At 38.5% G+C, this 23,400-nt stretch carries 20 protein-coding genes and 1 tRNA gene; 13 read left to right on the plus strand and 8 right to left on the minus strand.

Annotation, left to right across the window (positions count from 1 at the left end; genetic code table 11):
• Positions 1–285 precede the first annotated feature (285 nt).
• The 4 genes from EXE10_RS12335 to EXE10_RS12350 all read left to right on the plus strand — a co-directional run bounded on the left by EXE10_RS12335 (position 286) and on the right by EXE10_RS12350 (position 4,824).
• The gene (locus EXE10_RS12335; RefSeq protein ID WP_130113571.1) at positions 286–1,077 is read left to right on the plus strand and encodes an alpha/beta fold hydrolase; all 792 of its coding nucleotides are present in this window, start codon (positions 286–288) and stop codon (positions 1,075–1,077) included.
• 185 nt (positions 1,078–1,262) lie between these two features.
• A complete protein-coding gene (locus EXE10_RS12340; RefSeq protein ID WP_130113572.1) occupies positions 1,263–1,766 on the plus strand; it encodes a hypothetical protein in 504 nt (167 codons plus the stop codon).
• 383 nt (positions 1,767–2,149) lie between these two features.
• Positions 2,150–3,775, plus strand: a complete 1,626-nt coding sequence (locus EXE10_RS12345) for an NAD+ synthase (protein WP_130113573.1) — start codon at positions 2,150–2,152, stop codon at positions 3,773–3,775.
• Between the two features lie 5 nt (positions 3,776–3,780).
• Positions 3,781–4,824 carry a hypothetical protein gene (locus tag EXE10_RS12350; protein WP_130113574.1) on the plus strand — a complete coding sequence of 348 codons (1,044 nt, stop codon included), beginning with the start codon at positions 3,781–3,783 and terminating at the stop codon, positions 4,822–4,824.
• Between the two features lie 174 nt (positions 4,825–4,998).
• Here EXE10_RS12350 and EXE10_RS12355 read toward each other — a convergent pair.
• Positions 4,999–5,075 (minus strand) — tRNA-Met (locus EXE10_RS12355).
• A 160-nt stretch (positions 5,076–5,235) separates the two neighbouring features.
• Between EXE10_RS12355 and EXE10_RS12360 the strand changes: the two genes are divergently transcribed.
• Positions 5,236–5,637: a hypothetical protein gene (locus tag EXE10_RS12360; RefSeq protein WP_130113575.1), complete on the plus strand. Its 402-nt coding sequence runs from the start codon at positions 5,236–5,238 to the stop codon at positions 5,635–5,637.
• A 53-nt stretch (positions 5,638–5,690) separates the two neighbouring features.
• Here the strand turns inward: EXE10_RS12360 and EXE10_RS12365 are convergent, their stop codons facing one another.
• The 6 genes from EXE10_RS12365 to rlmE all read right to left on the minus strand — a co-directional run bounded on the left by EXE10_RS12365 (position 5,691) and on the right by rlmE (position 13,956).
• Positions 5,691–6,005, minus strand: coding sequence for a DUF5713 family protein (locus EXE10_RS12365; RefSeq protein WP_068973501.1), 315 nt, complete (start codon positions 6,003–6,005; stop codon positions 5,691–5,693).
• 99 nt (positions 6,006–6,104) lie between these two features.
• Positions 6,105–7,814, minus strand: a complete 1,710-nt coding sequence (locus EXE10_RS12370) for a vWA domain-containing protein (RefSeq protein WP_416346104.1) — start codon at positions 7,812–7,814, stop codon at positions 6,105–6,107.
• A 437-nt stretch (positions 7,815–8,251) separates the two neighbouring features.
• Complete coding sequence (locus EXE10_RS12375) at positions 8,252–9,751, minus strand: vWA domain-containing protein (RefSeq protein ID WP_228256828.1); 1,500 nt, start codon at positions 9,749–9,751, stop codon at positions 8,252–8,254.
• Between the two features lie 367 nt (positions 9,752–10,118).
• Positions 10,119–10,973: a dihydropteroate synthase gene (folP, locus tag EXE10_RS12380; RefSeq protein WP_130113576.1), complete on the minus strand. Its 855-nt coding sequence runs from the start codon at positions 10,971–10,973 to the stop codon at positions 10,119–10,121.
• Positions 10,974–11,236: 263 nt separating this feature from the next.
• Complete coding sequence (gene ftsH / locus EXE10_RS12385) at positions 11,237–13,126, minus strand: ATP-dependent zinc metalloprotease FtsH (RefSeq protein ID WP_087553203.1); 1,890 nt, start codon at positions 13,124–13,126, stop codon at positions 11,237–11,239.
• 179 nt (positions 13,127–13,305) lie between these two features.
• A complete protein-coding gene (gene rlmE, locus EXE10_RS12390; RefSeq protein WP_068973497.1) occupies positions 13,306–13,956 on the minus strand; it encodes a 23S rRNA (uridine(2552)-2'-O)-methyltransferase RlmE in 651 nt (216 codons plus the stop codon).
• A gap of 197 nt (positions 13,957–14,153) precedes the next feature.
• Between rlmE and yhbY the strand changes: the two genes are divergently transcribed.
• Together yhbY and EXE10_RS12400 are read left to right on the plus strand one after the other, a co-directional pair.
• Positions 14,154–14,477 (plus strand): ribosome assembly RNA-binding protein YhbY, encoded by a 324-nt coding sequence (yhbY, locus tag EXE10_RS12395; RefSeq protein WP_068973496.1) that lies wholly within the window; start codon positions 14,154–14,156, stop codon positions 14,475–14,477.
• A gap of 23 nt (positions 14,478–14,500) precedes the next feature.
• Positions 14,501–15,040: a DOMON-like domain-containing protein gene (locus tag EXE10_RS12400; RefSeq protein ID WP_068973495.1), complete on the plus strand. Its 540-nt coding sequence runs from the start codon at positions 14,501–14,503 to the stop codon at positions 15,038–15,040.
• 229 nt (positions 15,041–15,269) lie between these two features.
• Here EXE10_RS12400 and EXE10_RS12405 read toward each other — a convergent pair whose 3' ends face one another.
• Positions 15,270–15,848, minus strand: a complete 579-nt coding sequence (locus tag EXE10_RS12405; RefSeq protein ID WP_228256827.1) for a hypothetical protein — start codon at positions 15,846–15,848, stop codon at positions 15,270–15,272.
• Between the two features lie 328 nt (positions 15,849–16,176).
• On the opposite strand from EXE10_RS12405, the gene carA reads away from it, so the two are divergent.
• The 6 genes from carA (at position 16,177) to EXE10_RS12435 (ending at position 23,382) form a co-directional block, all read left to right on the plus strand.
• The gene (carA, locus tag EXE10_RS12410; RefSeq protein WP_068973494.1) at positions 16,177–17,319 is read left to right on the plus strand and encodes a glutamine-hydrolyzing carbamoyl-phosphate synthase small subunit; all 1,143 of its coding nucleotides are present in this window, start codon (positions 16,177–16,179) and stop codon (positions 17,317–17,319) included.
• A gap of 13 nt (positions 17,320–17,332) precedes the next feature.
• On the plus strand, positions 17,333–20,566 hold the full coding sequence (gene carB / locus EXE10_RS12415) for a carbamoyl-phosphate synthase large subunit (RefSeq protein ID WP_130113577.1): 3,234 nt from the start codon (positions 17,333–17,335) through the stop codon (positions 20,564–20,566).
• Positions 20,567–20,657: 91 nt separating this feature from the next.
• Complete coding sequence (greA, locus tag EXE10_RS12420) at positions 20,658–21,137, plus strand: transcription elongation factor GreA (protein ID WP_068973492.1); 480 nt, start codon at positions 20,658–20,660, stop codon at positions 21,135–21,137.
• A gap of 67 nt (positions 21,138–21,204) precedes the next feature.
• Positions 21,205–21,681: a hypothetical protein gene (locus tag EXE10_RS12425; protein ID WP_087553201.1), complete on the plus strand. Its 477-nt coding sequence runs from the start codon at positions 21,205–21,207 to the stop codon at positions 21,679–21,681.
• A 131-nt stretch (positions 21,682–21,812) separates the two neighbouring features.
• Complete coding sequence (locus EXE10_RS12430; protein ID WP_130113578.1) at positions 21,813–22,697, plus strand: class I SAM-dependent methyltransferase; 885 nt, start codon at positions 21,813–21,815, stop codon at positions 22,695–22,697.
• Positions 22,698–22,764: 67 nt separating this feature from the next.
• Complete coding sequence (locus EXE10_RS12435; RefSeq protein WP_130113579.1) at positions 22,765–23,382, plus strand: CatB-related O-acetyltransferase; 618 nt, start codon at positions 22,765–22,767, stop codon at positions 23,380–23,382.
• Positions 23,383–23,400 lie beyond the last annotated feature (18 nt).

The following is a 23,400-nucleotide window of genomic DNA, read 5'->3' on the forward strand; positions in this document are numbered from 1 at the left end:
AAGCGGAACAATTTCACAAATTCAGCAAAAACCATGTTTTATGCACAAAAAAAATAAAGGATTCCTTTCAAAATACCGTTAGCAATTTAGGTCAATTGATTAGCAATACATGACTATTCATTAAAATTGTCTGACAAATCGCTCTTCGTTATTCTTCTATTGAATATTTCAAAATAAATCATGACCCATGAGGACAGTGGATTTGCACTGACATTACTTGAATAGTTGTTTAAAAAATCGTTATGGTAAGTACATTGAACTATAACAATACCTGTTGGAATGGATATGCAAACTGCTGAATCATGGATCGATCTCACCGCTCATTTACAACTCTATGTAAAATCATGGACACCTGAGCAGCTTCAGCATCAAATACCGATTATTTTATTACATGACTCACTCGGTTCTGTAGCACTATGGCGTGATTTTCCTGAGCAACTTGCACAAATGACTGGGCGAAAAGTGATTGCTTATGATCGACTTGGCTTTGGTCAATCTTCTGCAAATCCTGAAACATTAAAAGTCGATTTTGTTTCGACTGAAGCAACAACTCATTTTGCAAAAGTACTCGAACATTTCAATATTCAAGATTTTATTGTGATGGGACATAGTGTTGGCGGAGGTATGGCAAGCTGTTGTGCGGCACATTATCAAGACCATTGTAAGGCCTTAATAACCATGTCTGCACAAGCAATGGTGGAAGAGCTTACCCTTTCTGGAATCCGCGAAGCCAAAGTAATGTTTCAGCAAGCAGGACAACTAGATCGCCTAAAGAAATATCACGGAGAAAAAGCCCAATGGGTATTAAATGCATGGACTGAAACATGGTTATCACCTGAATTTAAAGACTGGTCTTTAGACTCATTCCTCCATCAGGTGCATAGCCCTTTATTGGTTATTCATGGTGAACTAGATGAATACGGCTCTTTAGCACAGCCTCAACGATTTATGGATCATACACAAGGCAAAAGTCAGCAAGAAATTATTTTGGGTGCGCATCATATGCCACATAATGAGCAACCTGAATTGGTTTTAAGCTTAATCCAAGGTTTTCTTAATTCCCTTAATATTGCTTAAATTCTTGTTTAATCAGCAGATCGTTTGATGCTTCTAAATCATGAATAGTGCCATTATTTCATCATGACTTTGTGAAAATATAAATGACATCGCGAATGAAAAGCTAAGCGAATGAAAAGCTAAAAATACATATAGCATGTTGATCAATGTTAATATTGATCACATATACTCATTAGAAATTTTCAATGATACCGATATTCACCAGACTTTTAGCCAAATTGCTTCGACTCGATCAATTTAAATATCGAAGTCTTACTGAGGGTGAAATTCTGATCAGTAAAACTGTTTTTGGTGATCTAATTGATTATCAAAAGGTTAAAGTCATGAATCACCCCTATTTGCCTTGGCAACCTGTGGGTATTTTGATGGCGCCCAATGGCTATATTCATTTAAAAGATGCTGACTATTGTGAAGATTTTTCATGCCTGAGTCTGGGTTATCAAGCTGTTTTTATTCATGAGATGGCACATGTTTATCAGTATCAGCGCCATGAAAATGTATTGCTCAAAGGTGCAATTTTACAATCCGCAATGTATCTTTCTTTTGGTAAGTACAATCCCTACCGTTATACCTTTATCACAGGCAAATCTTATTTTGATTATAATATTGAACAACAAGGCGATATTGCCAAAGACATTTATTTAAATCGAATCGAAAACATCATTTTGAATAAAAACTCATCAAACTAGCTTATTCAACTACGAAAAATACTTATAAAGTGACTAAACTCACAGAAATATCCTAAAGTTTTTCTATTATGATACAAATACAAAAAATATTGAAAAATCACTGGTTTCTATTAAAAAAATCGACTAAATTCAAGTGTATTTTGACGCAATACTGAATAAACCGAATGAATCACTAGCTTCTAACGTTTTTTTAGTTAAAATACGCATTGTCTAAAATTTTTGCCTTGCAAGAACATAGAGATTTTTGATCATTATTTGATGATTTTATAGATTCGCCATTTGGCAATATGACGTTGTAACTATATATGCTTTGTTGAATAACTATATTTTAAAAATCAACAGAATATATATAAATTAACCTATTGGAATAGGATTTGATTTAAATGAAAAGTTTTAAAATTGCTCTCTCGCAATTCTCTCCATTCATTGGTGATATTGAGTCAAATGTTCAAAAGATGATTGAACAAGCCAATGAAGCAAAAAAACAGAATGCTGAAATTATTGTTTTTCCAGAACTATCTACTATTGGTTACCCTGCCGAAGATTTATTATTACGTCCAAGCTTAACAAAACGTACAGCCCAAGCTTTTGAAAAATTAGCAGAAGTTAAAGATATTGTTCTTGTTTTCGGTTTTGCCAATCATACTGAAGATGGTCAATGCTATAACGCAGCGGCTGTAATGAAAGACGGGCAAGTTTTGGGTATTTATAATAAACAAAACTTACCAAACTACAGCGTATTTGATGAAAAGCGTTATTTTAATGAAGGTCATCAACACCTTGTATTTGAATACCTTGGTCATAAATTTGGCGTCTTGATTTGTGAAGATATTTGGTCACTCAATACCGTTCAGCAAGTTGCTCAATTGAATGTTGAGACTATTCTTGTATTGAATGCTTCACCGTATGAAGTAGGCAAACCTCAACATCGCGTAACGACACTTAAAGAGTTGGCAAAACAAATGAATATCAACTTGGTTTACGTGAACCAAGTTGGTGGTCAAGATGATTTGATCTTTGATGGTACAAGCTTTGTCATTAACAATTCTGGCGATGTAGCATCTCAAGCATCAAGTTTTAAAGAAGAGTTACTGATTGCCAATTATCAAGTTGAAAATAAAGCTTATGAAGTTGTAGAAGCTGCTCCTGCATTAGATACGATGGCTGAAATTTACCAAAGCTTGGTTCTCGGAACGCGTGACTATGTTCAACGTTCAGGTTTTCCTGGCGTAATTTTAGGTCTTTCAGGTGGTATTGACTCTGCGTTGACACTGGCGATTGCTGTAGATGCAATTGGTGCGGATAAAGTTCAAGCTGTAATGATGCCTTATACTTATACATCACAAATCAGTGTTGAAGATGCCACTGAACAAGCAAAACGTATGGGTGTAACTTTCGGTATCGCTGAAATTCATCCGATCGTGAACAGTTTCATGCAAACCCTGTTCCCGTTCTTCGGTAACTCACCTGCGGATGCGACTGAGGAAAATCTTCAAGCACGTGCACGAGGTACTTTACTTATGGGCTTGTCGAATAAGTTTGGTAACTTAGTCCTTTCAACAGGAAATAAATCTGAACTTGCTGTCGGCTATTGCACACTCTACGGTGACATGGTCGGTGGTTATGCTGTGCTGAAAGACGTGTATAAAACCATCGTATTTGAATTGGCAAAATATCGTAATAGCATTGCAGACGCGCCAGTGATTCCAGAACGTGTGATTACGCGCCCACCATCAGCAGAACTTCGTCCAGATCAAAAAGACCAAGACTCGTTACCTGCTTATGATGTACTTGATGCAATTCTTTATGCTTATATTGAAGAAGATCAAAGCCAAGATGACATCATTGCCAAAGGTTTTGAAAAAGACGTGGTTGAAAAAATCATTCGTCTGGTTGATCGTAATGAATATAAACGTCGTCAAGGTGCAATTGGTCCACGCATCAGCTCACGTGCATTCAGCCGTGAACGTCGTTACCCAATTGTGAACGGCTGGAAAGCAGGTGTATAAGCCTCGTGAATGTGAATAATTCACTTCCACCTTCGAGCTTTGCTCAGGAATTTGCTCAAGCCTTGTTGCTTGAGCAAGTTCGCTTTATTAAACAACAACTTTTAGATCAAAATAATCCTCAATACATTCGAAACTTTATTTCTCAAAGTTATCAAAATGCCGATCAAATCCTTTTAAAAGATGTCATTCAACTCGAACAACTACAATCTGTTGTTCAGAAGTATGCATTTGAATTAAATCTAGGCGCGGATATTCTTGAGTTTATTGGCGTTGCTGCACAAAAAATTCACCGTGAAGCGATTCATAGCCATACGATTTTCAATGATCTTTTGTCTGATGAAGCATTTGAATTATGGCTATTTAAAATTTTAGAATTAGAACAACTTAAAGATTACATTCAGGAAAATTTACAACATAATCCTCAAATTCAACAAGTCAGCTTACAACTTGCCAATCAAATTTTGGAAAGCAATACACCTTGGCTCAATCAATTACGTCAATACACGGTTAAACAGAATAAACTCAGCTCAAAAGTCATCAGCTTTATCCAAGACCAGCAACAAAATATAGAGTTAAAGCTAGAACACCAACTGGCTCATGCGATTCGTAAACAACTGAGTCAGATTATTCTTTTACCCAATGAAGACTTAGCGGATATTGCGACACATATTTGGTCGGAGATTAAACAACGCACATTAAAAGAAACATTCTCACAAGTACAATCCATTGATTTTGAAGAATTCTTTATTCTTGTTTATGAATCATGGAAAGAGTTACGCCAAACTGAATTCATGCAACAAGTGATTTTAAATATTGTTGAAGCCTTTTACGAATATTTTAGTGCATACAGCTTACAAGAATTACTCCACTCTGTTGGTTTAGATGAAAATGATTTATTCGCAGAAGCAGATCGCTTTGTGCCACATTGCCTAGGCGCTTTAGATCAGCATCAGTTACTTGATGACATCATCAAATCGCTAATTGCACCTTTCTATTTAGATACACAGACCCAGCGCTTTATTGAAAATTATTTGGCTGAGAAAGCTTAATTTTACTTTTGCATCACGTCGTTCTATATTTTCAATAAAATAATTAAGTTATTAAGTTATTAAGTTATTAAGTTATTAAGTTATTAAGTTATTAAGTTATTAATTTTGCTTAAATTTTATTTATTTTCAAAAATATAAAAAAAGAGACCATGCGGTGAGCATGGTCTATAAAAATGGTGGCTATGACGGGACTTGAACCTGTGACCCCCGCATTATGAGTGCGGTGCTCTAACCAACTGAGCTACATAGCCTTAAACTGTGTGGGCATTATCTAGATTTATCTGGCATGCGTCAAGCACCGAAAAGCACTAATGATCACGCTTTAAACAATTGATAATTAAATGTTTAAAATTAATACATATTTATAAAATTATTGAGGCAAAATAGAAGAAATTTTTCTTTGAGCCCTCTATGAAAATCAAAAGTTTAGTTCTCATTTTATCTTTAACGCTACTAACTGCTTGCCAGACGATCAGCCCAATCTTTGTGGACTACAACGGTGTGCGAATGGATGTAGCAAAATGGATTAATCAGCATCAACTTCTCAGCATGCAACAAAAACGAAGCATGGTACAACTGAGCAAAGCTCAACAACAACTACAACGTATTGATAATATTTCAGAAACACAGAAATTAACCATTGCCAAAGACAATAGTATTGCCATGCATTGCGCACAACAACATTTAACTGAGTCTCAAATCAGTCAACTACAACAGCAAATTTTTGGTGATGATAAACAAAGAATTTTAGACATCTATGATCAAAAATTTCCAAAGTTAAAATTGGATGTAAATGCTATTCAGTGCGAATAATGGATATCGTTCTTTTTATTTTTCTGATATTCAATAGAAAAATAGAGAGTGACTTACCACTCTCTATTTGCAACAAGTTCTTCCATTTCAATATCAAGATAGCCTTGATCTTGCACCACCATCATCATCGCTTCTGCAATATAATCCGCAGCAGTATCATCCAGTGAAGAATCAAGGTCTTCAAACTGTGGCTTCATTTCATTAATATCAAGCACAGTCGAGTTTGCTAAAGCATACACCTCAGCATCACTAAAACTGGTTTTCGCTAATTTCTTAGCAAATTGTTCGATCAGTTGCTTGACTTCAGCAACCAGAATATCTGGATAATATTCATCATCGAACATTGGGAGGAGTAAATCATTAAACATAGCGACCAAAAAAATCTGACAGCAATTGACCTGCTTATATAACACAAACGATACAATTCACCAAATTGATATACCGCTTTTCATGATCGAATTTACAAATCACTCTTTTGCATTTGCACTTAAACTTTTTGCAATCCCAATTAAATCAATAAATTCAGAGCGGATTTGAAAAGGATCTGGTTGATCTGACTGTTTCGCTAGTTTTTGAATATCGTTCCATGTCTGATTTGCACTGTATTTTCCACCCTGCAACTTTTGCCCATAACTTGCAACCGCTATTGCAAATTGGGTGTCTGTACTGGCTTGTGACAAGGCTTTACTTTGTACTTTGATCGGTTGATTGAGCAAAATACTGGTTTTTTCATTCGGTTGTTTATAACGTAGCTTTAAAAATGCATATTCACCATTCTTATTGGCATCAGTAGATTTTGCAGCTGCTTGATAGCGTGATTCATTTAACCATCCTGCCTGACCTGTAGGAATGATTTCGTACAATGCCGTCACAGTATGCCCTGCACCAATATCACCTGCATCCACTTGATCATTATTAAAATCTTCTTGGTTTAATAGACGATTTTCATAGCCAATTAAGCGATATTCTTTGACTGTATGCGGATTAAATTCAACTTGAATTTTTACATCTTGTGCGACTGTTGCAAGTGTCGATGACAATTGACGTTGCAAAACTTTCTTGGCTTCTTTTTCATTATCAATATAACTATAGTTGCCATCGCCTGCATCAGCCAATTGCTCCATCAATTGTTCATTATAGTTGTCCGTTCCAAAGCCTAAAGTTGTAAATGAAATACCCGTTTTACGCTTTTCCGCCACCATGCCTTTTAAGGTGTTGAAATCGGTAATGCCCACATTAAAATCACCATCCGTCGCGATTAAAATACGATTAATCCCGCCCTTGATCATGGATTTTTCAGCTTCTTCATAAGCCATACGAATCGCACGTTCTCCAGAGGTTGAACCCTGCGCTTGTAATTTATTAATCACGCTGAGAATTTTGTCTTTTTCTTTACCAGACGTCGGTTCAAGCACCAATTTCTCACCACTTGCATAGGTAATAATCGTGACTTTATCCTGAGGACGTAGCTGTTCAGTTAGCGTTCTGAGTGTGGTTTTCACCAAAGGTAATTTATTCGAATCATTCATACTGCCTGAAACATCGATCAAGAATACTAGATTTGCTGGAGGGAGATTTTTCGGATCAATATCTTTGGCTTTTATGCCAATCTTGATCACTTTGGCATTATTTTTCCACGGCGAATCTACAGTTTCAGTGGTGACTGAAAATGGATGCTGCCCTGTCGGCAATGGATAGTCATAATTAAAGTAATTGATCAATTCCTCTATACGTACTGCATCCACAGGTGGTAATTGACCATTGCTATTTAAAAAACGTCTAACATTCGAATAGCTTCCTGTGTCCACATCAATACTAAAAGTTGAAACTGCTTCTTGCGCTACACTTTTTACAGGATTGATCTCATTTTCTTGATATTTTTCAGTATTCTGTACAGGTTGTGGTTTTTCTCGAACAATCATTTCAGGCTGTCTTATACTGACACGAGAGCCAGAAGTAGCAGAACTCTGAACTAGTTTTCGATTATGTGCTGCATAAGCCGCTTGCTTTGCTAAAGCTTTAGCATCAGACATCGGTGCTGCTGACACAGGCATCGGTGCAATAGGTGCAACTTCAACAACCGTAGCTGACTGGTTATGTTGCATCTGAGTACAACCAGCCAAACTCACTATAGCCAAACTTAATATCGTAAATTGGGTCTTCAAATGAAAGTTCATTGTATTTCCTTATTTTTAAAATTTTGATTGTTCAAGTCATGTTAAATAATGACGAATAGAGCTCTTGCGCAAGCCAGAAAGTGTTTAAATTTTATATACAAAACATATTCAAAAGTATATTGGGAGTTCCTTCTCCCTTTGGGAGAAGGCTAGGATGAGGGAGCTTTTAAATAGAGAACCTCTCCCTTGCGCAGTAATACTGCTCATCTCCTGAAAGGAGAGGGAACATTTAATATCGCTTCAGATCTCGCCGAAAATAACTTTCGCAAAAAGTCTAATATATAACGCTACACTGCCAATTAAAACAGTATTTATAATGAATAATTTGTAATTTTTTGAGCAAAAAAGGCGCTTTATTGCAAAACGCCTGTTTCATGAATAAGGTAGATCAATGATTCAGTTTTTTATAGCCTTTTAAATTTAAGAAATTTTAGAATTTAAGAAGCTTTATTGATCTGTACAGTCTTGGTCGCACTTGGACTTAAACTTTTGGCTCTTTTTACCAAATCAATAAATTCAGCTTTTAAACCATAAGCATCATTCTGTTTAGCGCTTTGCGCCAAGTTTATAATGTCATTCCAACCCATCGAAGCATTGTATTGACCGCCTTTTAACTGTTGACCATAAGCAGCAACCGCGATAGCAAAACGTGTGTCTGCATTGGCTTGACTCAAAGGCTTACTTGAAGCGGAAATCGGTTGTGTCAGTAAAATACTTTTTTTCTGATTCGGCAATTTATAACGAATATTTAAATAGGCATACTCAGATTTCTTACCCGAACTCGCATCATTTTTCGCATAGCGTGAATCTGCCAACCACCCCTTTTGCCCTACTGGAATAATTTCATACAAAGCGGTCACGGTATGCCCTGCACCCACATCTCCCGCATCGACTTTATCGTTATTAAAATCCTCCTCTTTTAACATGCGATTTTCATAGCCAATTAAACGGTACTCTTTCACCGTTGCAGGATTAAATTCCACCTGTAATTTTAAATCTTGTGCAACAGTTGCCAAAGTAGAGGACATTTGACGCTGTAGGACTTTTTTTGCTTCATTTTCATTATCAATGTAACTGTAATTCCCATTGCCAGCATCAGCAAGTTGTTCCATCAACTGCTCATCATAATTACCTGAGCCAAAACCTAAGGTTGAAAATGAAACACCTGTTTTACGTTTTTCTGCGATCATATTTTTTAGGGTATCAAAGTCAGTTATACCCACATTAAAATCACCATCAGTGGTAATTAAAATACGGTTAATCCCACCTTTAACAAAGCCCTGTTGAGCTGACTTATATGCCATTTGGATCGCTTGCTCACCGGCTGTACCACCGCCTGCAACAAGCTGATCAATCGCCTTGAGAATCTTATTTTTTTGGTCGCCGCTGGTTGGTGGTAAAACCACTTTATCACCATCTGAATAAGTAATTAACGTTACCTTATCTTGTGGACGTAGCTGTTTGGTTAGGATTTTTAAAGTCTTTTTCACCAATGGCAATTTGTTCGGTTCATTCATACTGCCTGATACATCGACCAAGAAGACTAGATTTGCAGCAGGTAAATTTTGTTGGTCAATGTCTTTGGCTTTAATACCAATTTTGATCACTTTAGCATTGGCCTGCCAAGGAGAGTCTACTGTTTCACTACTCACAGCAAAAGGATGCACACCTGTAGCCTGAGGATATTGATAATCAAAATAATTGATCATTTCCTCAACACGTACCGCATCGACAGGAGGTAAACTTCGATCTTGCACAAGGAAGCGACGCACATTGGTATAACTACCTGTATCCACATCCGCACTGAATGTAGAAATGGGTTGTTGCGCAACACTTTTAACAGAATTGGTTTCAACCTTTTGATAGTTTTCTGTATTTTCAGCAGAACCCACTACAGGACTAGTTGCTGCAACATCAGCTGTAGCAGCAGCTTCCATGTCAGCACTCGCATCTACAGCAACCTGTTCAGTTGAATATTCAGCAGAAACAGAGGCATCACTCGCAGCTTCTTCTGATTTTTTACTACATCCTGCAATCATTACAGCAAATAATGATATTGCAAGTAAACTTTGTTTGGATTTCATCACTCATCCCTCAAATTATTGTCAGTTTTTATAGTTATATCGATATAAGCTCATTGTTATATTATTACATTACTATTTTTTCACAATATGCAAAACCACTTTGGTTGACATGATTTTGTATGTGTTATGTAATACCATTACATTTAATAAATTAAAAAGAAGCATGCCTATAGACATGCTTGATTTACGGACAAGTAGAAATTTAAATTCTGAATAACGATTAGCTTGCTAGATTCATCGCTTGCCACACTTTAATTGCATCCGACATGGCTTTTACATCATGCGCACGCACCATACTCGCCCCCTGCTGAATACTGAGTAAATGTGCCGCTACACTACCTACCGCACGATGTTGCGCATCTGCACCATTCAAAGCCTCACCGATAAAACGCTTACGTGATAAAGCAGAAAGAATCGGATAACCCATTTCATTGAGTTTATGAAATTCATTTAAAAGTTTTAAATTCTGATGTGCATTTTTTGCAAAGCCAAAACCGGGATCAATCATGATATTTTCAGCACGAACACCTGCGAACAATGCATCATCGACACGTTGTTGTAACTCTGCTATCACATCTAATGTCACATCGTGATATTGATCAAGATTATTCATGGTCGTTGGCTCACCACGCATGTGCATGATAATAACTGGAATATCTAATTCAGCTGCTGTTTGCAATGCATTTGGACGGGTCAAAGCACGTACATCATTCCAGATATGTGCACCCGCTTGTACGGCTGCTCGAATCACTTCAGGTTCAGAAGTATCAATCGAGATCACAACATCATGTTTTGACAGCGCTTCAACGACAGGAACAACACGGCGGATTTCTTCTCCAAGCTCAACGGGTGATGCGCCTGGACGTGTAGACTCACCACCAATATCAATCACTGTTGCACCATCAGCTACCATTTGTAAGGCATGCGCTACCGCTTGATCTTTCTGGTTATGCTTTCCGCCATCACTAAATGAATCTGGGGTGACATTGAGAATCCCCATGACATGCGGTTGCGATAAATCTAATGATAATCGCCCACACTGCAAGATCTTTTTAGGCAGTGGTTGTAGTTGCATGTCATCGCTCCAATTTCATATTCACAATATTTTAGCAACTCATTAAACAAATAAGTTAAATCATTTTTAATTAAAGCTTTATTTGAGCAATTTATGAATATGAAATTTGCTTAGGCTATTTATAACCTTTTATGATTTCTGTTTGAATGATCTGTCAAATGATCAATTTTAATCATTGTTAAAATTCATCAAACATAAAAAAAGAGCCTCTTTCGAGACTCTCATTGTTAAGCTAGTTTTTTAAAGCCATGCTTTAAGTTTGCTCAGGTCGCTGGTAATGGCGGTGGTGTTGATGGGCCATCAGTAGGAACAACATCAATCACTGGATTATCAGCCACATAAACTTTCGGTGGTTGAGGCTCACGACCTTCCATGATGTCACGGATTTGATCACGGTCAATGGTTTCCCATTCCATCAAAGCTTTTACCATTGCATGTGCAATATCTTTGTTATTTTCAAGAATATCACGTGCAACTTTATATTGCTCATCTAAGATACGGCGAACTTCTTGGTCAACTTGTTGTTGCGTTGCTTCTGAAATCGTGCGATTGCCCATATTACCAAAGAAACCATTTTGGTTTTCTTCTTCATAAACCATCACGCCCATTCTGTCAGACATACCGTATTTGGTTACCATCGCACGTGCCATTTTCGTTGCACGCTCGAAGTCGTTTGAAGCACCTGTCGACATTTGGTTAATGAAGACTTCTTCTGCAATACGACCACCAAATAAGATTGAAAGTTCATTCAACATTTTTGATTTGTAATGACTAATCGCATCTTGCTCAGGTAACTGCCAAGTCACACCCAAAGCCCAACCACGCGGCATAATTGTAACTTTATGCACTGGGTCTGTCCCTGGAAGAATCTCAGCAACAATCGCATGACCCGCTTCATGATAAGCAGTCGCACGGCGCTCTTCATCACGGATGACCATCGACTTACGTTCTGGTCCCATGTACAACTTGTCTTTTGCATCTTCAAAATCATGCATATCGACAGTGTTTTTATTACGACGCGCTGCAAACAATGCTGCTTCATTCACAAGGTTTGCAAGTTGCGCACCAGAGAAACCTGGTGTACCACGTGCAAGAACTTTAACATCCACACCTGTAGTCGAAGGAAGTTTCTTCAAGTGAACATTAAGAATTTGCTCACGACCTTTAATGTCTGGAAGTCCAACCATTACTTGACGGTCAAAACGACCTGGGCGAAGTAAAGCTTTATCGAGTACATCTGCACGGTTTGTTGCAGCAATCACGATAATGCCTTCATTACCTTCAAAGCCGTCCATTTCTACAAGCATTTGGTTAAGGGTTTGTTCACGTTCATCGTGACCACCGCCTGTACCTGAACCACGATGACGACCTACCGCATCGATCTCATCAATAAAGATGATACATGGCGCATGGCGTTTTGCTTGTTCAAACATGTCACGTACACGAGATGCACCAACACCGACAAACATTTCAACGAAGTCAGAACCAGAAATACTAAAGAATGGAACTTTCGCTTCACCTGCAATCGCTTTCGCAAGTAAAGTTTTACCTGTACCTGGAGGACCGACCATCAATACGCCTTTCGGAATAGTTGCACCTAGACGTTTGAATTTAGCAGGATCTTTTAAGAAATCGACAATTTCGACAACTTCTTGTTTCGCTTCATCACAGCCCGCAACATCTGTAAATGTCACTTTGATTTGGTCTTCTGAAAGCATTTTTGCTTTCGACTTACCAAAGCTCATTGGACCATTTTTACCACCTGCACCACCACCCATGTTACGCATAAAGAACATGAACAATAAAATAATCAATAGTACAGGGAAGCTTGCGATCAGAAGTTGCATCAACAAACCTTGGCGTTGAGGTGCAGTACCTTCAACAACAACGTTATTTTTGATGAGTGTTGGCATCAGTTCAGGATCTTGAACTGCTGGGCGAATACTTTCAAAGTCCGAACCATTCTTTTTTTCGCCACTTATTCTTTCGCCATCAATTGTGACTTTACTGATTTGACCAGCATTCACCGCTGTAATGAATTCTGAATAATTCATTGCAGAAGGCTTACTGCGGTCACTCAGGTTACTGAAGATAAGGATCAGCACACCTAGTATGACCAGCCACAATACGGCATTTTTGAAGTAATCGCTCAAAGCTTTATTCCCATATATAACTATTTTGATCAGGCTCAATCTTGCTTGATCGTAACAAAAAGCGAGTAATGAATTTCGCAATTATTATTAAAAACGTACAAAATGCACAATTTTTAACAACTTGGCAAGTATTTGTTGGCAATTCATTACCAACAATGAACATACCTTAAATACCTAACTTATTGCGATACTTTTTTACGGCCCTGTCCAATTAAAAAAACTTCTTTGGAACGTGCACGTGAAGCAGCGGGTTTTGCTGTTTTTAACACATCAAAACTGTCTACAACTTGCTTTCGAAACTCATCAAAACCAGTCCCTTGGAAAACTTTTACCACAAACTGCCCTTTTGGTCCTAAAACCTTATTGGCAAAATCAAGTGCAAGTTCACACAAGTAAATCTGGCGAGGTTGATCTACAGCCTTATTACCTGATGTATTGGGGGCCATATCCGAAATTACAACGTCTACAGTGCGTCCATTTAAAATATTTAACAATTTTTCGAAAACTTCTTCTTCACGGAAGTCACCTTGTAAGAAGGTTACATCAGGTAAAGCATCCATTTCTAAAATATCAGAAGCAATAACCAAACCCTTATCACCAACGAGCTTTCCTGCGATTTGCGACCAACTTCCAGGCGCAGCTCCCAAGTCAACCACGGTCATACCAGGCTTGATCATTTTATGTTTTTCTTGAATTTCAAGTAGCTTATATGCTGCGCGAGCGCGATAACCTTCTTTTTGTGCTTTTTTCACAAAAGGATCATCCAAATGCTCTCTCATCCACGCACGACTACTTTTCGATAACTTCTGGTTGGTAATGCGTGTAGCCATAACTCTCTTGATATAAACGATAACTAACCTCTGATTGTACGTTAAAAACATTTTCAATGCAGTATTGATCTGCATTTAAATCACCCAATATTGCTGTGTTTTTTTAAATCATCTTGATCGATTATTTCTACAGAATTTACAGCGCAGTGGAATGGCTTTTGTTATACTAGGTCGTTTTTAAATTTAGGTTATTTTTTATGGCGACTCTCTCTATCCAAGAACGTAAACGTTTACGTCAAATCGGACATGCATTAAACCCAGTTGTAATGCTTGGGGATAAAGGCTTGACTGAAAGTGTCGTTGAAGAATTAAGCCGCGCTTTAAATGATCACGAATTGATTAAAGTGAAAATTGCAGGTGAAGATCGTGAAGCACGTGCAGCAACAATTGCTGAAATCGCTGAAGTTTCAGGTTCTGAAGTAGTACAAACCATTGGTAAAATTGCATTACTTTACAAAAAAGCACCTAAACAAAATCCTAAGCTATCTAACTTAGTTCGCCACGCACATTTGTCTAATTAAGCTTAAATTTTACTGGCAATACTATGGCAAGTTACGAACTTAGTGCTTTTGATCGTCGTTTTCAAAGCATTTCTCTTGTTGGTGCGATTGAGCAAGTCAGCCCATATACATTGAATGTGGGTTATTGGCTCAGAGATCCAAATCAGTTTATTCAATATCCTGAACAAGTTGCATCAAATCCCCGCCAAGATTTTCTTTGGGAAAATACCTGCTTCGAGATTTTTATTGGCGTACAAGGTGAAGATTATTATCGTGAGATCAATCTTTCCCCTTCTCAAGCGTGGCAAGCCTATCAGTTTGAAGAATATCGCTATCCTGAAAATATGCCGCCCGTTGTTGCCTATGATATTGAACTGAATCAATTAAAGCGTACTCATTATGGCTTAAATGTCAGTATTGATTTAACCGAGTTCATGTTGGCAAATAAATTGAAATGGTCTGACTTATTTCTGGGTTTAACTGCTGTCTTGAATACAACCCAAGGGCAACATTATTTTGCAATGCAACATAGTGGTCAACAAGCTGACTTTCACAATAAGCGTGATTGGTTGCATACTTTTTAATTATTGATGCACATTCACTTATGCGCAAATATAAGATTCGAGGCGATATGCCTCGTTTTTTGTTTTCTATTTTCAAATATTTTTCAAACAGCATTCAATAAAAAAGGCAGTGACATTGATCACTACCTTTTTATCAAGCAGTTTTAAAGTCTATTTCAAAGTTATTGTTAAAATCAGTCATCAGCATTGCTCGATGATAATCAAAATGCTGAATACTTCATTTTTAAAATTAACTTTTTGAAGAACTTTCATCTTCAACCTTATTCACCACTTTTTTCCAAGCATCTAAGGTACTGTCTTTAGAACGCTTAAATGTTTCATTTAAATGTTCTTTGTGTTTTGAAGAAATTTGCGAAACATCTGTACGAATTTCCTTACCCACTTCAGTTAAATCTTTTAATAAAACTGTCAATTCAGTTTTAATCAACTCTGCAAGACCAACTAAATCTTTTGGTGATGTTGAGAATTGATTTTTAATAATATCCAAACGCATCAACAGCTCTTGTTTAAAGCTTTGCACTTGATCTTGAACTTGTGCATTTAACTGTTCAGCTTCTGCTTGCAAATTCGCTTTAGTTTCCGTCACAGCTTCAGTCACTTTCTGCTTTGTTTCAGCACTGATTTTCTCTAAACTCTCAGTCGTTTCAGCCACAACTTCTTTAATCGCAGCGGTGTCTTTTGCTACTTTTTTAGCGACAGTATCTTTGGCTGTATCGACTGCTTCTTTCACAGTCTCAACACTTTCTTTCACGTTTTCGATATTGTCTTTCACTGCATCTTTCACAGTTTCTTTTGAAATCGTCATCATTAATTCCCCCTGGAATGTGAGGCATAAAGATAACGTGAAATGTTAAATTTTAGAGTTTGATTTGTCTGACAATTCTTAAATACTTACAATTTCAATAGCTTCATTCAAAAATCAGAATTAATCATAAATAGCAAGGGATTTATCTATCATTATCTTGAAAAATACATCTCAAATAAAATGGACTTTCGGGGGCATCATGCGTATAATACGCTGTTAAGTTACAAGCGAGCAGACATGAGGAGGGTAGGATTTAATTAACCTTCCTTTTTTTTCGTCTACTCGCTTTTTTACAGCCCTATTTTTGTGGTTTTAGTTCAGGAGCTATGGTTTGAGCACCCCCGCCATTTTAGCCCTTGCTGACGGTACTGTATTCAAAGGTACATCGATCGGCGCTACGGGAAGTACGACTGGTGAAGTCGTTTTTAACACTGCCATGACTGGTTATCAAGAAATCTTGACCGATCCAAGTTATGCACAGCAACTTGTAACTTTAACTTATCCTCATATCGGTAATACTGGTTGTAATGACGAAGACGCTGAGTCTGGTCGCATTCACAAAGTCTGGGCGAATGGTTTAATCATTCGTGACTTGCCTTTATTACACAGCAATTTCCGAGCTACTCAATCTCTTGGCGAATATTTACAACAACATAATGTCGTTGCCATTGCAGATATTGATACTCGACGTTTGACACGTATTCTTCGTGACAAAGGCGCGCAAAACGGTTGCATCCTTGCAGGTGAGAACATCACTGAAGAAGAAGCGATTGCAAAAGCACGTGCATTCGGTGGCTTAAACGGTTTAGACCTTGCTAAAGAGTGTTGCGATCCTGAAGGTTTCGAATGGACTGAAGGTTCATGGACACTTGGTCAAGGTTTCTCTCAGCCTGAAGCGAAGTTCCATGTTGTTGCATATGACTATGGTGTCAAAACCAACATCTTACGTATGCTCGCAGACCGTGGTTGCAAACTAACAGTTGTTCCTGCTCAAACTCCTGCTGAAAAAGTACTTGCATTGAATCCAGATGGCGTATTCTTGTCAAATGGTCCTGGCGATCCAGCAGCATGTGATTATGCAATTGAAGCAGTGAAAACTATTGTTGAAGATGCGCGTAATGTTCCTGTATTTGGGATTTGCTTAGGTCACCAAATTCTTGCTCTAGCATCAGGTGCTAAAACAGTCAAAATGCCACATGGTCACCACGGTGCAAACCACCCTGTTCAGAACATTGAAACAGGGACTGTGATGATTACTTCTCAAAACCACGGCTTCGCTGTTGATGCAGACACTTTGCCTGCAAATCTAAAAGCAACGCACAAGTCATTGTTCGATCAAACGCTTCAAGGCATTCATCGTACAGACAAACCAGCGTTCAGCTTCCAGGGTCACCCTGAAGCTAGTCCTGGTCCACACGACTGCGCACCTTTGTTCGATCATTTCATCGAACTTATTGAAGCATCTAAGAAGTAATTGAGGAGCGATCATGGCTAAACGTACAGACATTAAAAGCATCCTAATTATTGGTGCAGGTCCGATTGTGATCGGTCAGGCATGTGAGTTTGACTACTCAGGTGCACAAGCGTGTAAAGCCCTTCGTGAAGAAGGCTACCGTGTTATTTTGGTGAACTCTAACCCAGCGACCATTATGACTGACCCTGCAATGGCAGATGCAACGTATATCGAACCGATTACTTGGCAGACTGTTGCAGCAATCATTGAGAAAGAACGCCCAGATGCAGTTCTTCCTACAATGGGTGGTCAAACAGCATTGAACTGTGCACTTGCACTTGATGCCAACGGTATTCTTAAAAAATACAATGTTGAATTGATTGGCGCGACCAAAGAAGCGATCGAAAAAGCGGAAGACCGTAAACTTTTCGATATCGCAATGCGCAAAATCGGTCTGGAATGTCCACGTGCTGACGTTGCAGAAAGCATGGAACACGCGCTTGAAATTCAAGCTCGTTTCGGTTTCCCTGTGATTATCCGTCCATCATTCACCATGGGTGGTTCAGGCGGTGGTATCGCTTACAACCGTGAAGAATTCATTGAAATCTGTGAACGTGGTTTCGATCTTTCTCCAACCAAACAATTATTGATTGATGAATCTTTAATTGGTTGGAAAGAATACGAAATGGAAGTTGTTCGTGACAAAAACGACAACTGTATCATCGTATGTACCATTGAAAACTTTGACCCAATGGGCGTGCACACTGGTGACTCAATCACTGTTGCGCCTGCACAAACATTGACAGACAAAGAATTCCAACTTTTACGTAATGCATCTTTAGCGGTTCTTCGTGAAATCGGTGTAGAAACGGGTGGTTCGAACGTTCAATTCGGTATTAACCCGAAAGACGGTCGTATGGTTGTGATCGAGATGAACCCACGTGTTTCTCGTTCATCTGCACTTGCATCTAAAGCGACTGGTTTCCCGATTGCAAAAATCGCTGCGAAACTGGCGGTTGGTTATACCCTTGATGAGTTGAAAAACGACATCACTGGCGGTACAACTCCAGCTTCATTCGAACCTGCAATCGACTACGTTGTTACGAAAATTCCTCGTTTTAACTTCGAGAAATTCCCACAAGCTGATGCTACTTTGACGACACAGATGAAATCTGTGGGTGAAGTGATGGCGATTGGTCGTAACTTCCAGGAATCTGTGCAAAAAGCGCTTCGTGGTCTTGAAGTTGGCGCATGTGGTTTTGATGAAAAAATCGCTGTCGGTACTGAAGGCGCGCGTGAAAAGATCCTTGTTGAACTTAAAGTTCCAGGTCCAGAGCGTATTTGGTATGTGGGTGATGCATTCCGTCACGGTTTCACTTTAGATGAAGTATTTGAAGCGACTAAGATTGACCGTTGGTTCTTGATTCAAATCGAAGACATTATCAAAACTGAAAACCAAATCAAAACTTTAGGTTTTGGTGATTTGAATGCGGACAATATCCGTTCATTCAAACGTAAAGGTTTGTCAGATCTTCGCATTGCGAACTTGATGGGCATTTCACAAAAACAATTCCGTAAACATCGTTGGAACTTGGGTGTAACGCCTGTTTACAAACGTGTTGATACTTGTGCTGCTGAGTTTGAATCAGACACAGCGTACATGTACTCAACTTACGATGAAGAATGTGAAGCAAATCCATCGACCAAAGACAAGATCATGGTGATCGGTGGTGGTCCTAACCGTATTGGTCAAGGTATCGAATTCGATTACTGCTGTGTACACGCTGCCCTTGCAATGCGTGAAGACGGTTATGAAACAATCATGGTGAACTGTAACCCTGAAACTGTTTCAACGGATTATGACACTTCAGATCGTTTGTACTTCGAACCGATTACACTTGAAGATGTTTTAGAAATCGTTCGTATCGAGAAGCCTAAAGGCATCATCGTACAGTACGGCGGTCAGACACCGTTGAAATTGGCTCGTGCGCTTGAAGAAGCTGGTGCGCCAATTATCGGTACATCTCCTGATGCAATCGACCGTGCAGAAGACCGTGAACGTTTCCAACAAATGATTCAACGTCTACAACTTCGCCAACCAAACAACAGCATTGTAAAATCTGCTGAAGAAGGTATGGCTGAAGCTGCGAAAGTGGGTTATCCATTGGTTGTACGCCCTTCTTATGTACTGGGTGGTCGTGCGATGGAAATCGTCTATAACGATGACGAACTTAAACGCTACCTACGTGATGCTGTACAAGCATCTAACGAAGCGCCTGTACTGCTTGACCACTTCCTTGATGATGCGATCGAAGTTGACGTGGACTGCGTATCTGACGGTAAAGACGTTGTGATCGGCGGTATCATGCAGCACATCGAACAAGCAGGTATTCACTCAGGTGACTCAGCATGTTCTATTCCTCCTTATTCTTTATCTAAAGAAATTCAGGACGAAATGCGTCGTCAAACCATCGCTATGGCGAAAGAACTTGGCGTTGTTGGTTTGATGAACGTTCAATATGCTGTAAAAGGTAATGACGTTTATATCTTAGAAGTGAACCCACGTGCATCGCGTACTGTGCCGTTCGTTTCTAAATGTATCGGTGAATCTTTAGCGAAAGTTGCTGCACGTTGTATGGCGGGTCAATCTTTAGAATCTCAAGGATTCACAAAAGAAATTATCCCGACTCACTTCGCAGTGAAAGAAGCGGTATTCCCATTCAATAAATTCCCAGGTGTTGACCCGATCCTTGGCCCAGAGATGAAATCTACAGGCGAAGTGATGGGTGTAGGTACTACTTTTGGTGAAGCGTTCTATAAAGCTGTATTAGGCTCAAATGATCGTTTACCAGGTAAACCAACTGAAGGTGAAATCAAACACGTATTTATTTCTGTACGTGATTCAGATAAACCTCGTGTTGTGGGTATTGCTCAACAACTTGTTGATCTAGGCTTTAAAATTATCGCAACTGGTGGTACTTTTGATGTTATTCAACAAGCGGGTATTGAAGTTGAACGTGTGAATAAAGTCACTGAGGGTCGTCCAAATATCGTCGACCGCTTGAAAAATGGCGAAATTCACCTCATTATCAATACAACTGAAGGTAAACAAGCTCAGCAGGATTCATTCTCAATCCGTCGCTCTGCGCTTCAAGGTAAAGTGTATTACACAACGACCTTGAATGGTGCTGATGCTGTATGCCAAGCTTTAGCAATTAAATTGCCAATGGATGTATATCGCTTGCAAGATTTGCAAACACTAGGTTAATTCGTTTCCGAGAAGTCCCGTCACCTCTCGGTGGCGGGCTTTTTTCATTTTATAAACCTGTATTTTTTAAATACAAAACTGAGGGACAACAATGCAACGTTATCCTATGACTCCTGAAGGCAAGGTTGCTTTGGAGAAAGAATTACAGCAGTTAAAAACTGTTGACCGTCCACGTATCACTGCGGCAATTGCGGAAGCTCGTGAACATGGGGATTTAAAAGAAAATGCGGAATACCATGCAGCGCGTGAGCAACAAGGTTTCTGTGAGGGTCGTATTCAGGACATCGAAGGTAAACTCGGTGCTTGCCAAGTGATCGATGTAAAAGAACTTGAGCAAACAGGTCGTGTGGTTTTCGGTGTGACTGTAACCATCGAAAACTTAGATACAGAAGAGCAAAAGACTTATCGTATCGTTGGCGATGATGAAGCTGACTTTAAAATTCACAAAATTTCTGTAAATTCACCGATTGCGCGTGGTCTTTTGGGTAAGAACGAAGGCGATGAAGTTAAAATCGTCACACCACAAGGTGAAGTAGAATACGAAGTTGTCAGTGTTGAATATCTTTCATAGTTATTTAACTAGAAATATTTGATAAAATTAGGGCTGATCATTCAGCCCTTCTTCTTTGATTTAAATAATGAAAATTAAAAATTTGTTTAATTCCACATTGCTACTTTGTCTATTATTACCTACAGCACTCTATTTTACAGTGTTGAGAGAAGGGATTATTACTTTTAGCTTCGGATTATTTTTGTGCTTTTGTAGTTATAGTATTTTCTTTTATAGCCAAAATAAAAAAAGACCTGATGATTTATCTACAAATATAATATCATCTTTTGCCTTTGTTGCTCCCATTTTGTTCTTAGGGATATGGGCTCAAATGACATCATTAACCAGTCGAAATTTTGAAACATACTTACAACAACATCAATGTGAAAGCACAAAAAAGAGATATAAATATACGGTATCTAAATGTGAAAACAAGGTTTGTAAAAGTGTACCCGCCTCAGATATTGTGTATTACTGTGACTCCTCTCAGGAAAGTATGTATGAAACTAAATATAAAGAACTTTATGGTCCTAAATATGGAATTTGGGATGATCAACTTGATTAACTAAGACTTATCGCTCATTTCATAAAAAATTTAACTCACAATATAGTCCATCTCTTGCGTATCAAATCGCCATTGTTTAAATGCTTTTTTCTTTTAAAGTGTTAGAAAATAAAATTTTAAGTGGATATATTATGAAAGTAGGACGAGTCAGTCGAACTGCCGAAGCTGCTGCTGCGCTTCGTGCCAATCACTATCTTTATGCAAATGACCCTGTATTTTCAGATCCTTATGCTTTTGAAATGACCAATGCACGTTGGCGTTTTTTGCTCAAAAATGGCTTATTTCGTAAAACCTTAAATTCCACTTTTATGAATCAAACTTTTGGCAAACTCACAGGACAAGTGGTTGGACGTTCTCGTTATACCGAAGACCTTTTGCTACAAGCCATTGAACAGAATCATATTCAACAATATGTTTTGGTCGGTGCAGGTCTAGATTCTTTTGTATTACGTTTGGCTGCACAATTTCCAAATTTAAAAATATTTGAAGTCGATCATCCAGATACGCAAAAAACCAAAATTCAGCAACTCAAATCTGTTTTAAAATCTAAACAACTGCCTAGTAATGTTGAATTTGTCAGCATTGATTTTGAAAAAGAAAAACTGTCTGATGCCCTACTCCGTAGCCAATATCAACCTAACGAAAAAGCATTCTTTTCATGGTTGGGAACTACACATTATTTAACACCTGAAACGACATTAGGCACATTGCAAAACATTGCCTCTATTGCGCCTTCTGGTAGTGAATTGGTGATGGACTATTCAATTGATTATAAAGAATTACAAGGCATTGAACGTTTTGGTGCATTTGCTTTAACCCAATTTACCCGTTTCCTAAAAGAGCCATTATTAGGTGCTTTTGCATCATCTGAACTGCATCAAGCGATTGAAAAAATGGGCTATATCGTTGTAGAAGATTTATCAGGCACTGACATTACACAGCGTTATTTTCATCAACGTGCTGATTATATTCAGCATACCACAGCTTCACAGTTGATTCATTTAAGATTAGCTTAGGCTATTTACTTACGCTTTGTGTTGAAGTCATATAAAATGGTGCAACCACTCGCCTTTTGCTTTTTATATGACTGATTCCATTAACTCGCCTGTAAAACACTGGTGTGAATTTGAGTTTATTTCTAAAACTGTGAACAATCCAAATATTCATATTAAAGGAAATTATTCTTATTATTCAGCATATTGGGATCAAGGTTTTGAGCGTTGTGTGGTGCGTTATTTACATGACAAGCCGTCCACACCTGAAAAGCCGATAGATCAGCTTTATATTGGCAATTTTGTTTGTTTTGGGGCTGAATGCGTCATCATGATGGGTGGCAATCAGTTGCATCGTCCTGATTGGATTTCGACGTTTCCTTTTGATACGCGTAGTTTTTTGCCTGCGGGTGATACGGTCATTGGTGATGGTTGTTGGATTGGCAGTCGTGCCATGATTATGCAAGGTGTGACTTTAGGTGAAGGTGCTGTCGTAGCAACAGGTGCTGTGGTTACGCAAGATGTACCGCCTTATGCCATCGTCGGTGGCGTTCCTGCAAAAGTGATTAAGTATCGTTTTTCTGAGGAAGAGGTCGAAAAATTGCTTTCCCTTAAACTCTATGAGATGGATGAAAAGCAGTTTTTAAAAATGCGGGAAGAGTTACAGACGGATGATGTTGAGTCTCTTATGCAATTTTTGAGTAAATAATTAATTTAAATTGTCATA

Source organism: Acinetobacter sp. WCHAc060033, from assembly GCF_004209125.1.
GTDB classification, from domain to species: Bacteria; Pseudomonadota; Gammaproteobacteria; order Pseudomonadales; family Moraxellaceae; genus Acinetobacter; species Acinetobacter wuhouensis.

What these genes read in the sequence shown, in the direction of transcription:
- EXE10_RS12335 (WP_130113571.1), top strand. Translation starts at nt 286, where the DNA reads ATGCAAACTGCTGAATCATGGATCGATCTCACCGCTCATTTACAACTC.
- EXE10_RS12340 (WP_130113572.1), top strand. Translation starts at nt 1,263, where the DNA reads ATGATACCGATATTCACCAGACTTTTAGCCAAATTGCTTCGACTCGAT.
- EXE10_RS12345 (WP_130113573.1), top strand. Translation starts at nt 2,150, where the DNA reads ATGAAAAGTTTTAAAATTGCTCTCTCGCAATTCTCTCCATTCATTGGT.
- EXE10_RS12360 (WP_130113575.1), top strand. Translation starts at nt 5,236, where the DNA reads ATGAAAATCAAAAGTTTAGTTCTCATTTTATCTTTAACGCTACTAACT.
- EXE10_RS12365 (WP_068973501.1), bottom strand. Translation starts at nt 6,005, where the DNA reads ATGTTTAATGATTTACTCCTCCCAATGTTCGATGATGAATATTATCCA.
- EXE10_RS12370 (WP_416346104.1), bottom strand. Translation starts at nt 7,814, where the DNA reads ATGAACTTTCATTTGAAGACCCAATTTACGATATTAAGTTTGGCTATA.
- EXE10_RS12375 (WP_228256828.1), bottom strand. Translation starts at nt 9,751, where the DNA reads ATGGAAGCTGCTGCTACAGCTGATGTTGCAGCAACTAGTCCTGTAGTG.
- folP (WP_130113576.1), bottom strand. Translation starts at nt 10,973, where the DNA reads ATGCAACTACAACCACTGCCTAAAAAGATCTTGCAGTGTGGGCGATTA.
- rlmE (WP_068973497.1), bottom strand. Translation starts at nt 13,956, where the DNA reads ATGGCTACACGCATTACCAACCAGAAGTTATCGAAAAGTAGTCGTGCG.
- yhbY (WP_068973496.1), top strand. Translation starts at nt 14,154, where the DNA reads ATGGCGACTCTCTCTATCCAAGAACGTAAACGTTTACGTCAAATCGGA.
- EXE10_RS12400 (WP_068973495.1), top strand. Translation starts at nt 14,501, where the DNA reads ATGGCAAGTTACGAACTTAGTGCTTTTGATCGTCGTTTTCAAAGCATT.
- EXE10_RS12405 (WP_228256827.1), bottom strand. Translation starts at nt 15,848, where the DNA reads ATGATGACGATTTCAAAAGAAACTGTGAAAGATGCAGTGAAAGACAAT.
- carB (WP_130113577.1), top strand. Translation starts at nt 17,333, where the DNA reads ATGGCTAAACGTACAGACATTAAAAGCATCCTAATTATTGGTGCAGGT.
- greA (WP_068973492.1), top strand. Translation starts at nt 20,658, where the DNA reads ATGCAACGTTATCCTATGACTCCTGAAGGCAAGGTTGCTTTGGAGAAA.
- EXE10_RS12425 (WP_087553201.1), top strand. Translation starts at nt 21,205, where the DNA reads ATGAAAATTAAAAATTTGTTTAATTCCACATTGCTACTTTGTCTATTA.
- EXE10_RS12430 (WP_130113578.1), top strand. Translation starts at nt 21,813, where the DNA reads ATGAAAGTAGGACGAGTCAGTCGAACTGCCGAAGCTGCTGCTGCGCTT.
- EXE10_RS12435 (WP_130113579.1), top strand. Translation starts at nt 22,765, where the DNA reads ATGACTGATTCCATTAACTCGCCTGTAAAACACTGGTGTGAATTTGAG.